Below are 13,321 nucleotides of genomic sequence, written 5' to 3'. Positions count from 1 at the left end.
CCCGCCGGCACCCCGCGCCGTCCCCGCGGCACTCCGTGCCAAGCCCCGCGCACCCCCGGCGGCCTCCCCCGCGCCCCGCGCCGCCCTCTCCGGCGCCACCGGCACCCGCCACCGGACCCCTCAGCACCCGCCGCCGAACCCCCGGCGCACCCCGCCACACCCGACGCCGAACCCCCGGCACACCCCGCCACACCCGACGCCAGGCCCCCGGCGCACCCCTCCGCGCCCGACGTCAGACCCCCGCCGTACCCCCACGCCCGACGCCGGACCCCCGGCGCACCCCTCGGCACCCCGCACCCTCGGCACCCCGCAGCCCCCGCCCGCCCGCCCGCGCGGCACCCCTCAGCCCGCCAGCAGCTCCCTGCGCAGCCGGGCCTCGTCCACCCGCCAGAACGTGTGCTGCTCCCCGTCGACCAGCACCACGGGGATCTGCTCCCAGTAGGCCCGGTGCAGCTCCTCGTCCCGGGTGATGTCCTTCTCCTCCCACACGTCGCCGGTCTCCGCGCAGACGCGCTCGATCACCGCCCGAGCGTCGTCGCACAGGTGGCATCCGGGCTTGCCGATCAGCGTGACGGTGCGCGGCCCCGCGGCCCTCTTCTTCGTACGTCCGAACATGCGCCCCATTGTCCGCGCCCCGCGGTGCCGTTTCACACCCCCGCCCCCGCGCGTTCACACGTCGGCGTCCCACGGTTCGGGCGCGGGTGGGCTCACTGGCTATGCTCACGACATGGCCGCTCTCGGATGGCTCTCCCCCCGCAGGCGCCCCGCCACGGCACGCAGCGTGCTCGCCGGCGAGGCCGCGGCGGAGGCGGCGCGCAAGACCTCCCGCCAGCTCGAAGTCCTCGACCGCGCGGAGAAGGAAGCGGAACCGGAAGCCGAGTTCCCCGTACGCGGCGACGCCCGCGCCGCGGCCTTCTTCGACCTGGACAACACCGTCATGCAGGGCGCCGCCCTGTTCCACTTCGGCCGCGGGCTGTACAAGCGCCAGTTCTTCCAGCGCCGCGAGCTGGCCCGCTTCGCCTGGCAGCAGACCTGGTTCCGGCTCGCCGGGGTCGAGGACCCCGAGCACATGCAGGACGCCCGCGAGAGCGCCCTGTCGATCGTGCGGGGCCACCGCGTCTCCGAGCTGATGACCATCGGCGAGGAGATCTACGACGAGTACATGGCCGACCGGATCTGGCCCGGCACCCGCGCCCTCGCCCAGGCCCACCTGGACGCCGGGCAGAAGGTGTGGCTGGTCACGGCCGCGCCCGTGGAGACGGCCACGATCATCGCCCGGCGGCTCGGCCTGACCGGCGCGCTCGGCACGGTCGCCGAGTCCGTCGACGGCGTCTACACCGGCCGCCTGGTCGGCGAGCCGCTGCACGGTCCCGCCAAGGCGGAGGCCGTACGGGCGCTGGCCGCCGCCGAGGGGCTGGACCTGGACCGCTGCGCCGCGTACAGCGACTCGCACAACGACATCCCCATGCTGTCCCTGGTCGGCCACCCGTACGCGATCAACCCGGACACGAAACTGCGCCGGTACGCCAAGGAGCGGGACTGGCGACTGCGCGACTACCGGACGGGCCGCAAGGCCGCGAAGGTCGGCATCCCCGCCGCGGCCGGCGTGGGCGCCCTGGCGGGCGGTACGGCCGCCGCCGTCGCCCTGCACCGCCGCCGCCGCTGACCCGCCCTCCCGCGCCTCCGCACCACTCCGGCACGCCACGGGCCGACCCGCCACGCGCCGGGGCGACACGGGCAGCCGGGCAGCCGAGCCGGGACGCACCGGTGCGCGACACGGGCATTCACGGTTCCTACCCGCCGCGCGCGGGCGCCAGTCGCCCCCGACGCACTCGGCCACAACAGCGCCACAACAGAACCAGGGGACAAACAGAACCCGAACTAATCCGATCAAAGAACGGTCACGAAGTGCTACTGAACCCGTTCTGCAGTCGAAACAGAAGCGACTGAATCGACGATTTGAGCAACTCGGTGTAGCGCTCCCTGCACGAAGCGTTATTCTCCTCAGACGCACTCGGAACCCCCCACACGTCGCCACGACGAGTGAACGGTCCCGCACTGCACGTGATGGAAGCTCTGCCTCTGGGAGTCCCGTGTACCCACACGTCGGGGTTGACGCCTCGGGCCTGGCTACGCTGCGCGCGACGGTCCTCGACCACATGCGCGGCTTCGTCCCCACCGCGTACGCCGTCCCCGCCTTCGCCGCACCGGCACCCGCCGGTCCCTGCTACGCCCTGGCCGACGGCGGTGCCGCGGCCGTCGCCCGAAGGGGCGGGCGGGGCGGCGCGGGCGCCTCGGCCACCGCCCGCCGGCCCGCCGCCGACAGCGACAGCGGCCGCATGATGGAGCTGGTCGAGCGCGCCCAGGCCGGCGAGGCCGAGGCCTTCGGCCGTCTCTACGACCAGTACAGCGACACCGTCTACCGCTACATCTACTACCGCGTCGGCGGCAAGGCGACCGCCGAGGACCTGACCAGCGAGACCTTCCTGCGCGCGCTGCGCCGGATCTCGACCTTCACCTGGCAGGGCCGCGACTTCGGCGCCTGGCTGGTCACGATCGCGCGCAACCTGGTCGCGGACCACTTCAAGTCGAGCAGGTTCCGCCTGGAAGTGACCACGGGCGAAATGCTCGACGCCAACGAGGTCGAGCGCAGCCCGGAGGACTCCGTCCTCGAGTCCCTCTCCAACGCCGCCCTCCTCGAAGCCGTCCGCAAGCTCAACCCGCAGCAGCAGGAGTGCGTCACGCTGCGCTTCCTGCACGGCCTGTCCGTCGCCGAGACCGCGCGCGTGATGGGCAAGAACGAGGGCGCGATCAAGACTCTCCAGTACCGCGCCGTACGGACCCTCGCACGGCTGCTCCCCGAAGACGCCCGCTGACCCTCCGCCCGTCCCCGCCCTCCCCTCAGTCCCGACCGCCCCGTCCCGCGCGGCCTCCCCGCTCCGCCCCACCCCGCCCCGTCCCCGGACGGACCCGGACACCGGACCGCCCCGCCCCGCCGGCCGCCCGTCCCCCTCTCCCGCACCCGTCCCGAGCCCCGAGCCCCGCACCAGGCCCCCGGGCCCCGTCCCTCCGTCCCCCCGAAGCCCCACCGCAGGTCCCACCCACACCCCACCGCTCAGCCCCGCCCCCGGCCCGCCGCCGCCCCGTCGGCCCCCCTCCCGCCAACTCACCCCCGGTGACCGCCTCATGACGCCCTGGTCCGAACATCTTCCCTCCGTAACCCAGGTGCCGCGACACTCGTTGTGCGGGATGCAGGCTCCCTCTGGTCGCGCCCTGTCCACAGCCACTCACTCGTACGTGTGGATGTGCTCAACGTGTGCAACCTTCCGGACCCCCTGGGGAGTCGACCGTCATGACGAGAGGAGGTGCCGCCAGTGATCGCGAACGTATCGGCGCACCGGCGGGCGAACGCCTTCGCCCAGGCCCTGGAAGATCAGGCGGCCCAGCAGTCCGAGGCGCCGGCCGAAGCCGGCGACCAGAGTCGGCTCCTGGCCCTGGCCGACAGCCTCGGCGAGCTGCCGAAGCCGGCGATGGACCCCGAAGTGAAAGTGGTGCAGCGAGCCCAACTGGTCGCCGCCATGGAGGCGATGTTCCAGGAGGGCACGGCCGCGGGCGGTGCGTCCGCGGACCCTACGGTTCCGGAGCAGCGGACGTCGAGCGGCCGCGGCGCGCACCGCGCCACCGCCCTCCGGAGATTGCGGCCCCGCACCCGCTGGACGAAGGGGCTCGCCGCCGGCGGCCTCACCGTGGGCGTGGCGGCGGGCGCGTTCAGCGGAGTGGCCGCTGCCAGTTCCGACGCCCTCCCCGGTGACTCGCTCTACGGGCTCAAGCGCGGCATGGAGGACCTGCGGCTCGGCCTCGCCGACGACGAGGCGGACCGCGGAGGGATCCACCTCGACCACGCCTCCACCCGGCTCAGCGAGGCCCGCCGCCTCCTGGAGCGCGGCCGGTCCGGCGACCTGGACCACGAGTCGCTCGGCGAGATCCGCCGCACGCTCAACGGCATGCAGCAGGACGTGGCCGAGGGCCACCGCCTGCTCCGCCTCGCCTACGAGCGCGACGGCGCCATCGGCCCCATGGCCACGCTCGACTCGTTCGCCCGCAGCCACCGCGGCACCTGGGACGGACTGCGCGCCAAGCTCCCACCCCAGCTCACCGACGTACGGGACCAGGTGACCTCGGTCTTCGACGCCATAGACCAGCAGGTCGCCCCGCTCAAGTCCAAGCTGCCCGGCAGCGCGCCGGGCAGGACCGGCCCCGGATCCACCGGGTCCACGGCCCCCGACCGCTCCACGGGCCCCGGCCCGTCGGGCCAGGCACCGGGCGGCCAGGACGCCCCGGCACCGGGCGGCACGGGCGGCTCGGACGGGACGGGCACCAGCCCCCGCCCGACCGGCGGCACCGGCCAGGACACCGACCAGGGCCTCCTCGGCGGCGGCACGGGCGGCCTCCTCGATCCGGACGGGCCCGCCACGTCGACGCCGCCCTCCCAGGACGGCCCGCAGGAGTCCCCCGCTCCCGCACCCGACGTGACGCTCCCGCCGCTGCTCCCGGGCATCCTCCCGGGCCTCGGCATCGACGGCGAGGACGCCGGCTAGCCGGGCGGCCCCCACCGGCCCGCTGCTCCGGCACGGACGGTACGAGGGTGCGCCCGTACGAACGGACTCAGGGCGCCGCTCCGGTCAGGAGCGGCGCCCTGAGCCGTCCCCGGCCCCGTCCCCGGCCGGACGGCGCCACCGGCACGCGGGAGACGGCCTCAGAAGAACACCGACCGCCGCCGCACCAGCAGTGCGTAGAGCGTGTGCTGGATCCGCTCCCGCACCTGGTCCGTCAGGTTGAACATCAGCATCGGGTCCTCCGCCGCCTCCGGCGCGTACCCGTCCGTCGGGATCGGCTCACCGAACTCGATCGTCCACTTCGTCGGCAGCGGCAGCGCACCCAGCGGCCCCAGCCACGGGAACGTCGGCGTCAGCGGGAAGTACGGCAGCCCCAGCAGCCGCGCCAGCGTCTTCGCGTTGCCGACCATCGGGTACGTCTCCTCCGCCCCGACGATGGAGCACGGCACGATCGGCGCCCGCGTGCGCAGCGCCGTCGACACGAACCCGCCCCGCCCGAACCGCTGCAGCTTGTACCGCTCGCCGAACGGCTTGCCGATCCCCTTGAAGCCCTCCGGCATCACTCCGACGACCTCACCGCGCCCGAGCAGCCGCTCCGCGTCCTCCGTACACGCCAGGGTGTGCCCGGCCTTGCGGGCCAGCTCGCTGACGACCGGCAGCATGAACACCAGGTCCGCGGCGAGCAGCCGCAGGTGACGCCCCGCCGGATGGTGGTCGTGCACCGCCACCTGCATCATCAGCGCGTCCAGCGGCACCGTGCCCGAGTGGTTCGCCACGACCAGGGCGCCGCCCTCGGCCGGGATGTTCTCGACGCCCCGCACCTCGACGCGGAAGTACGTGTCGAACAGGGGCCGCAGCAGCGACATCAGGACCTGGTCGGTCAGCTCCTCGTCGAAGCCGAACTCGTCGACCTCGTAAGCACCGGTGATCCGCCGCCGCAGGAACGCGAGCCCCGCCGCGAGCCGCCGGTCCCAGCCGTCCTCCCGGCCCGGTCCGTCCGCACCGCCCTCGGCCCCGGCCCCCGACCCGGCCCCGGCGCCCGAACCCGCCCCGGGCGCGGGCCCGCCGGCCGGCCCCCGCCCGGCCGGGTGCGCCGCACCGGCCCCGCGCGAGGCCCCGTCGTCCGGCGCCGCGCCCCCGGCGCCCTGCGCCCGGCCGTCGTCCGGCGCGGCGGCCGACCGGCCCGGCAGGGCGGTCACCGGGCGGGCGGCCGGAGCGTCGCGCCCCCGTGCGGCACGGGAGGCCCCGCCCCGGGGGCGGTCCTCGTCGAAGGGGTCGAAGGGAATGATCTTGGCGTCCGCCATCGTCAGCCCGCGCTCCTCGTCCCGGCGGCCGAACGCCGCTCGTCCGTCGCCACCATCCGCCCCAGATGCGCCGCCACCCCGTCGCCGAGGCCCGCCGCCACCCGGTCGACCGCCGCCGCCAGCGCGGCCGGCGGCAGCAGGCCGGGGCCCCGGCGCCGTACGAAGGCCGCGAATGCCTCCGCCGTCGTGTGGGCCGGCTCGAACCCGAGGGTCTCGCGCATCTGTACCGTGCTGACCACCCTGCCGTGCGTGAGGAGCCGGATCTGCTCCGGGGAGACGTCGCTCACGCCCAGCGTCCGCAGCGCCGTGCCCGCCCACGTGACGGCCGGCGGCAGCAGGGGCAGCGTCGGCCTGCCGAGCCGCCGCGCGCACTGCGACAGGGTCAGCACCCCGTCGCCCGCGATGTTGAACGTGCCGCTGTTGAGCGTCCCCCGGCGCGGCTCGGCCGCCGCGATGGCCAGCACGTCCAGCACGTCGTCCTCGTGGACGAACTGCAGCCGCGGGTCGTACCCGAGGACGGTCGGCAGCACCGGCAGCGACAGGTACTGGCTCAGCGGGGAGTCCGCGCCGGGCCCCAGGATGCTCGCGAACCGCAGGACGCACACGGCCACGTCGGGGCGGCGCCGGGCGAAACCGCGCACATACCCCTCGACCTCGGCGACGTCCTTCGCGAAGCCGCCGCCCGGCAGGGACTTGGGCGGCGTCGCCTCCGTGAACACCGCCGGGTCGCGCGGCGCCGAGCCGTACACCACGGTGCTGGAGCGGACCACGAGCCGGCGGACGGCGGGGCTCCGCTGGCAGGCGCCGAGGAGCTGCATCGTCCCGATGACGTTGGTCTCCTTGGCCGCCGCCCGGCCGCCACCGCCGGGCGGGGCGGCGGCGGAGACGTCCATGTGCACCACCGTGTCGACCCCGTGCTCGGCGAGCACCCGGCCCATGACGGGCTGCCGGATGTCCGCGCGGACGAACTCCGCGCCGCCCAGCGGGTGCTCCGGCGGAACGGCGTCCACCCCGACGACCCGGTCGACGTCCGGGTCGCGCATCACGCGCCGTACGAAACGGCCGGCGAGCTGCCTGGCCACCCCGGTGACGAGCACGACCCTGCCCACGTTCAGCGCCTTCCGTTCGGTCCCCGCGACGCGTGTGGCTGCCACCGTAGCCGGTCGCCGCCGGACGGCGCCGGACACGGGCCCCGGAACCGGCCACACCCCACACGGAAGGCCCGCCCCGCGAGACGGGCCGACCGGGCCGGGAACGACCGGGCCGGGAATGACCGGGCCGGGAATGACCGCGGCCCTCCCACCGGAACCGGTGGAAGGGCCGCGAGGCGCACGTACAGCCGCCGCTTACTTCTTGTTACGGCGCTGAACGCGGGTGCGCTTCAGAAGCTTGCGGTGCTTCTTCTTCGCCATCCGCTTGCGCCGCTTCTTGATAACAGAGCCCACGACTACCCTCGCTCACTTCTCGGAACATCCCCGCACAAGCGGGAATCTCGGTGCGGGGCGTCTGGGCCCACACGACCTACGTCGGCCTAGCCTACCCGCCGAAGCGCCGAGCTCGTAATCCGAGGGCGGTGCACGGACCGAGGACTACGCCGTCTCCACCCCCACGAAGGAGTCGCGGAGGTACTCGTGCACCGCCTGCTCCGGCACCCGGAAGGACCTGCCCACCCGGATCGCCGGCAGATGACCGCTGTGCACCAAGCGGTACACGGTCATCTTCGACACGCGCATGACCGAGGCGACTTCCGCCACGGTAAGGAACCTGACCTCGTTGAGAGGAGTCTCGCCAGCAGCAACCATGACCCACCTGTACCTTCCGCACATGACGCCACCGGCTTCCCCTCCGGTGACTCTTCGTCGCTGTGCGCTCACTGCCCAGACTAGGGGCGGTTGATACGGGTGGGGAAGAGGAGCAGCCATCCGCCGCTACTGTGACAGACAGGCCCGATTGAGTACATAGCGAGAGAGCGGGCGGTAGTAATCGGCCGGTACGGCGTCGTCGACCGGCACCGCGACCGCCACCTGTCCCTCCGCCTCCCCGACGAAGAGCGCGGGGTCGTCCGTGTCGGCCAGGCCCATCGCCTCGATGCCCAGCTGACCTGCCCCGCAGACCCAGCCGTGGTCCCCCACGACCAGTTCCGGAAGGGGTCCGCCGGCCTCGGCCGCCACCCCCAGGACCACCCGCACGGGCAACGGCGAATGGGTGTGTGCGCCCGCTTCACCACCGTCGCCCGCGCCTCCCCGCTCCCGTACGACGGCGACACCGCGCGCGTAGGCGAGTCGGTGCGTGCGTACGCCGAATCGGGTCGTTATGTCGACACATCTCCCCTGCGCGGGGGTGAGTACAGGACATCCCGCCGACGACATGGCGTCTGCCAGAGTGGCGTAGAAGCCCAGCAGCCTGTGCGGGTGCCCCGTCCCGAACAGCACGGGGGCGCGGCGCCGGGCCGCGGCGGCGAGCCGCGCGGCGAACGCGTCCAGGGCCCGCAGGGTCCGCTCGGGGTCGATCACATCGCGCCCGGTCCGCAGCCCGGGGTCGCCCGACACCCCGCACCGGTCGGCCATCAGCCGCAGCAGTTCCCGCTCGTCCCAGGGCCGTTCGGGGTCCAGGCCGAGCGTGACGCGCGGATCGCGGGCGGCGAACAGCCGGTAGTTGCGCAGGCTCTTCTCGCGCGCCGTGGCGACGGGCCCGGCCAGTCCCGCCGCCAGCAGATGCGCGCGCAGCGCCCCGGTACTCAGCACGCCGCCGATGGTGCCGTACGCACCCCGGACGCGGACCGCGAACGACACCGCTCCGCACGGTTGGCGTAACGGCGCGAAGGCGCGGGGACGGGCCCTCGTGACGGTATGACGGACCCACGGACCCACGATCTCAGGGGCCCAGGGCCCCTCAGGGGCTCACGTTCCGACGGGCGGGCTCACGGGTGGACCAGGAGCCCGCGCAGCGGGAACACGGCCCGCCGGGTCGCCAGCACCGCCTGGTCGAGCCGGTCCTCGGGGTCGTAGCCGTCCTCCCAGGCCCGCCAGGTCACGGGCCACCGGCCGTCCGTCATACGGCGCGGACCCGGCTGCCTGGTCCGCGCGTACACGATGCTCCGCCACTCCTCCGGGACGAGCGTCTCGGGCGGTACGTCCGCGCCGGCGACGATGGCCACGAGGTGCGCCCAGGAGCGCGGCACCACGTCCACGACGGCGTAACCGCCGCCGCCCAGGGCGAGCCACCGGCCGCCCTCGACGTACTCGTCGGCGAGCCCCCGGCACGCCAGCTGCACCGCCCGCTGGGCGTCGAGGGAGACCGCGAGGTGCGCGAGCGGATCCTCGAAGTGGGTGTCGGCGCCGTGCTGGGTGACGAGGACCTGCGGCCGGAAGTCGGCGAGGAGTTCGGGGACGACGGCGTGGAAGGCCCGCAGCCATCCGGCGTCGCCGGTGCCGGCCGGGAGGGCGAGGTTGACGGCGCTGCCCGCGCCCGCGCCGGGCCCGCCGGTCTCCTCGGGCCAGCCGGTGCCGGGGAAGAGGGTGCGGGGGTGCTCGTGGACGGAGATGGTCAGGACCCGCGGGTCGTCCTGGAACACGGCCTGCACGCCGTCGCCGTGGTGGACGTCCACGTCGAGGTACGCGACGCGTTCGGCGCCGAGTTCGAGGAGCCGCGCGATGGCGAGGGCGGCGTCGTTGTAGACGCAGAACCCGGCGGCGGCGCCCGGCATGGCGTGGTGGAGGCCGCCGGTGAAATTGACCGCGCGGTGGGTGTCGCCGCGCCACACCGCCTCGGCGGCGCCCACCGACAGCCCGGCGATACGGGCGGACGCCTCGTGCATGCCGGTGAACGCCGGGTCGTCGACGGTGCCGAGCCCGTACGCCTGGTCGGCGTGGCGCGGGTCGGCGGAGGCGGCGCGCACGGCGGCGATGTAGTCCTCGCGGTGCACCAGCCGCAGCGTGGAGTCCCCGGCGGGCCTGGCCGCCCGCACCTCGACGGCCCGGTCCAGCCCGAGGGCGCTCACCAGTTCCCTGGTGAGCCCCAGGCGTACGGGGTCCATCGGATGGCCGGGCCCGAAGTCGTACCCGGTGACTGCGTCATCCCACATCAACAGTGCGCGGCCGCTCATGACCGCCACCGTATCGGTCGCCGGGTCCGGCGCATGATCCGGCGTACGGCGGGGCCCCGCCGCAGCCGCGCCTCGGTCAGGGCGCGACGGGGCCCGGCGGCGCTCAGCCGCTGGACGGGGGCGTCACAGCACCAGCGCGGGCAGGCGGGCCATGTCGTCGAAGTAGCCGTCGGCGCCGGGCAGCCGGTCCGGGCCGCTCATGGCCGTGAAGGCGTGGACGGCCATGCCGGCGGCGCGTGCGGCCTGGATGCCGAGGGGGCTGTCCTCGACGACGACGCACCGCTCGGGTGCGGCGCCCATCCGCTCGGCGGCGTGGAGGAACAGGTCGGGCGCGGGCTTGCCCCTGCCGACGTCCTGGGCGCTGAACACGACGTCCGGCGCGAACCACCGGTCGAGTCCGGTCTTGCGGTGCCCGACGCGGATGCGCTCGTGGCTGCCGGAGGAGGCGACGCAGTAGGGGACGCCGCGGGCGACCAACTCCCCGAGGACGCCGGTCACTCCGTCGACGGCGGTCAGCTCCCGCTCGAAGGCGGCGAAGACCCGCGCGTGGAACGTCTCGTCGAAGTCGTCGGGCAGCGGCTTCCCGGTCCGCTCCCGAATGGTGTCGTGGATCCGGTGGACGGCGCCGCCCATGTAGTCGCGCAGGGAGTCCTCGTACGTGGTGGGGTGCCCGAGCTCGGTGAGGTAGCCGGCCAGGATGGTGTTGGACAGCGGCTCACTGTCCACGAGGACGCCGTCGTTGTCGAATATGACCAGGTCGTAGCGCATAAGGCCACCCTAGAACGCAGAAAAGCCTCGGGCCTGGAAACATGGTTTCCAGGCCCGAGGCTGAATGATAGTTCGGCGGCGTCCTACTCTCCCACAGGGTCCCCCCTGCAGTACCATCGGCGCTGAAAGGCTTAGCTTCCGGGTTCGGAATGTAACCGGGCGTTTCCCTAACGCTATGACCACCGAAACACTATGAAGATAACAACCAACCGGCAACATGGTCGTGTTCGTTACTTCAGAACTAACACAGTGGACGCGAGCAACTGAGGACAAGCCCTCGGCCTATTAGTACCGGTCAACTCCACCCATCACTGGGCTTCCATATCCGGCCTATCAACCCAGTCGTCTACTGGGAGCCTTACCCTCTCAAGGAGGTGGGAACACTCATCTCGAAGCAGGCTTCCCGCTTAGATGCTTTCAGCGGTTATCCCTCCCGAACGTAGCCAACCAGCCATGCCCTTGGCAGAACAACTGGCACACCAGAGGTTCGTCCGTCCCGGTCCTCTCGTACTAGGGACAGCCCTTCTCAATGTTCCTGCGCGCGCAGCGGATAGGGACCGAACTGTCTCACGACGTTCTAAACCCAGCTCGCGTACCGCTTTAATGGGCGAACAGCCCAACCCTTGGGACCGACTCCAGCCCCAGGATGCGACGAGCCGACATCGAGGTGCCAAACCATCCCGTCGATATGGACTCTTGGGGAAGATCAGCCTGTTATCCCCGGGGTACCTTTTATCCGTTGAGCGACGGCGCTTCCACAAGCCACCGCCGGATCACTAGTCCCGACTTTCGTCCCTGCTCGACCCGTCGGTCTCACAGTCAAGCTCCCTTGTGCACTTACACTCAACACCTGATTGCCAACCAGGCTGAGGGAACCTTTGGGCGCCTCCGTTACCCTTTAGGAGGCAACCGCCCCAGTTAAACTACCCATCAGACACTGTCCCTGATCCGGATCACGGACCCAGGTTAGACATCCAGCACGACCAGAGTGGTATTTCAACGACGACTCCACCATGACTGGCGTCACAGTTTCACAGTCTCCCACCTATCCTACACAAGCCGAACCGAACACCAATATCAAACTGTAGTAAAGGTCCCGGGGTCTTTCCGTCCTGCTGCGCGAAACGAGCATCTTTACTCGTAGTGCAATTTCACCGGGCCTATGGTTGAGACAGTCGAGAAGTCGTTACGCCATTCGTGCAGGTCGGAACTTACCCGACAAGGAATTTCGCTACCTTAGGATGGTTATAGTTACCACCGCCGTTTACTGGCGCTTAAGTTCTCAGCTTCGCCCGGACGAATCCAAGCTAACCGGTCCCCTTAACGTTCCAGCACCGGGCAGGCGTCAGTCCGTATACATCGCCTTACGGCTTCGCACGGACCTGTGTTTTTAGTAAACAGTCGCTTCTCGCTGGTCTCTGCGGCCACCCCCAGCTCACACTGCAAGAGTGATCACCAGAAGTGGCCCCCCTTCTCCCGAAGTTACGGGGGCATTTTGCCGAGTTCCTTAACCATAGTTCACCCGAACGCCTCGGTATTCTCTACCTGACCACCTGAGTCGGTTTAGGGTACGGGCCGCCATGAAACTCGCTAGAGGCTTTTCTCGACAGCATAGGATCATCCACTTCACCACAATCGGCTCGGCATCAGGTCTCAGACTATGTGTCACGCGGATTTACCTACGTAACGTCCTACACCCTTACCCCGGGACAACCACCGCCCGGGCTGGACTACCTTCCTGCGTCACCCCATCGCTCACCTACTACCAGTCTGGGCCACCGGCTCCACCACTCCGTGCTTGTCCGAAGACGCACACGGCGGTTTCACGGGCTTAGCATCGCTGGGTTCAGCGCTGGCGCTTCAAAGCGGGTACCGGAATATCAACCGGTTGTCCATCGACTACGCCTGTCGGCCTCGCCTTAGGTCCCGACTTACCCTGGGCAGATCAGCTTGACCCAGGAACCCTTAGTCAATCGGCGCACACGTTTCTCACGTGTGTATCGCTACTCATGCCTGCATTCTCACTCGTGAACCGTCCACAACTCGCTTCCGCGGCTGCTTCACCCGGCACACGACGCTCCCCTACCCATCACAGCACCCGTTGGGGCTTATGCTGCAATGACACGACTTCGGCGGTACGCTTGAGCCCCGCTACATTGTCGGCGCGGAATCACTTGACCAGTGAGCTATTACGCACTCTTTCAAGGGTGGCTGCTTCTAAGCCAACCTCCTGGTTGTCTCTGCGACTCCACATCCTTTCCCACTTAGCGTACGCTTAGGGGCCTTAGTCGATGCTCTGGGCTGTTTCCCTCTCGACCATGGAGCTTATCCCCCACAGTCTCACTGCCGCGCTCTCACTTACCGGCATTCGGAGTTTGGCTAAGGTCAGTAACCCGGTAGGGCCCATCGCCTATCCAGTGCTCTACCTCCGGCAAGAAACACACGACGCTGCACCTAAATGCATTTCGGGGAGAACCAGCTATCACGGAGTTTGATTGGCCTTTCACCCCTAACCACAGGTCATCCCC

The 13,321-nt window shown here is 71.1% G+C and carries 11 protein-coding genes and 2 rRNA genes (1 of these 13 running past the window's edge); 3 read left to right on the top strand and 10 right to left on the bottom strand.

The genetic code is table 11. The annotated features are described in order from the left end of the window. Positions 1 to 342: 342 nt before the first annotated feature. Entirely contained in the window at positions 343 to 624 is a 282-nt protein-coding gene (locus CP974_RS17130; RefSeq protein WP_031133760.1) for a glutaredoxin family protein, read from the bottom strand. 103 nt (positions 625 to 727) lie between these two features. On the opposite strand from CP974_RS17130, the gene CP974_RS17125 reads away from it, so the two are divergent. The 3 genes from CP974_RS17125 (at position 728) to CP974_RS17115 (ending at position 4,598) form a co-directional block, all read left to right on the top strand. Further along, complete coding sequence (locus CP974_RS17125) at positions 728 to 1,666, top strand: HAD family hydrolase (protein WP_031133761.1); 939 nt, start codon at positions 728 to 730, stop codon at positions 1,664 to 1,666. Between the two features lie 427 nt (positions 1,667 to 2,093). Next, positions 2,094 to 2,876: an ECF subfamily RNA polymerase sigma factor, BldN family gene (locus tag CP974_RS17120; RefSeq protein WP_031133763.1), complete on the top strand. Its 783-nt coding sequence runs from the start codon at positions 2,094 to 2,096 to the stop codon at positions 2,874 to 2,876. 498 nt (positions 2,877 to 3,374) lie between these two features. Then, complete coding sequence (locus CP974_RS17115; protein ID WP_031136976.1) at positions 3,375 to 4,598, top strand: DUF5667 domain-containing protein; 1,224 nt, start codon at positions 3,375 to 3,377, stop codon at positions 4,596 to 4,598. Positions 4,599 to 4,756: 158 nt separating this feature from the next. On the opposite strand, the gene CP974_RS17110 is transcribed toward CP974_RS17115, so the two are convergent. The 9 genes from CP974_RS17110 to CP974_RS17070 form a co-directional block, all read right to left on the bottom strand. Next, complete coding sequence (locus tag CP974_RS17110; protein WP_085921354.1) at positions 4,757 to 5,920, bottom strand: lysophospholipid acyltransferase family protein; 1,164 nt, start codon at positions 5,918 to 5,920, stop codon at positions 4,757 to 4,759. A gap of 2 nt (positions 5,921 to 5,922) precedes the next feature. Further along, entirely contained in the window at positions 5,923 to 7,029 is a 1,107-nt protein-coding gene (locus CP974_RS17105; RefSeq protein WP_031136311.1) for an NAD-dependent epimerase/dehydratase family protein, read from the bottom strand. A gap of 237 nt (positions 7,030 to 7,266) precedes the next feature. Further along, positions 7,267 to 7,365: a 30S ribosomal protein bS22 gene (locus tag CP974_RS17100; protein ID WP_003948845.1), complete on the bottom strand. Its 99-nt coding sequence runs from the start codon at positions 7,363 to 7,365 to the stop codon at positions 7,267 to 7,269. A gap of 144 nt (positions 7,366 to 7,509) precedes the next feature. Then, positions 7,510 to 7,722 carry a helix-turn-helix domain-containing protein gene (locus tag CP974_RS17095; protein ID WP_031136313.1) on the bottom strand — a complete coding sequence of 71 codons (213 nt, stop codon included), beginning with the start codon at positions 7,720 to 7,722 and terminating at the stop codon, positions 7,510 to 7,512. A 126-nt stretch (positions 7,723 to 7,848) separates the two neighbouring features. Then, a complete protein-coding gene (locus tag CP974_RS17090; RefSeq protein ID WP_031136315.1) occupies positions 7,849 to 8,664 on the bottom strand; it encodes a phosphatase in 816 nt (271 codons plus the stop codon). A 176-nt stretch (positions 8,665 to 8,840) separates the two neighbouring features. Then, positions 8,841 to 10,025 (bottom strand): acetoin utilization protein AcuC, encoded by a 1,185-nt coding sequence (locus CP974_RS17085; protein WP_069977477.1) that lies wholly within the window; start codon positions 10,023 to 10,025, stop codon positions 8,841 to 8,843. Between the two features lie 123 nt (positions 10,026 to 10,148). Further along, a complete protein-coding gene (locus tag CP974_RS17080; protein WP_031136319.1) occupies positions 10,149 to 10,793 on the bottom strand; it encodes an HAD family hydrolase in 645 nt (214 codons plus the stop codon). Between the two features lie 70 nt (positions 10,794 to 10,863). Continuing rightward, positions 10,864 to 10,980, bottom strand: a 5S ribosomal RNA gene (gene rrf, locus CP974_RS17075). Positions 10,981 to 11,058: 78 nt separating this feature from the next. Next, positions 11,059 to 13,321, bottom strand: a 23S ribosomal RNA gene (locus tag CP974_RS17070); it runs 856 nt beyond the window's last position.

The organism is Streptomyces fradiae ATCC 10745 = DSM 40063 (assembly GCF_008704425.1).
GTDB lineage: Bacteria > Actinomycetota > Actinomycetes > Streptomycetales > Streptomycetaceae > Streptomyces > Streptomyces fradiae.
Note: the sequence above shows the minus strand (reverse complement) of the source record. Positions and strands in the feature narration are given on the sequence as shown.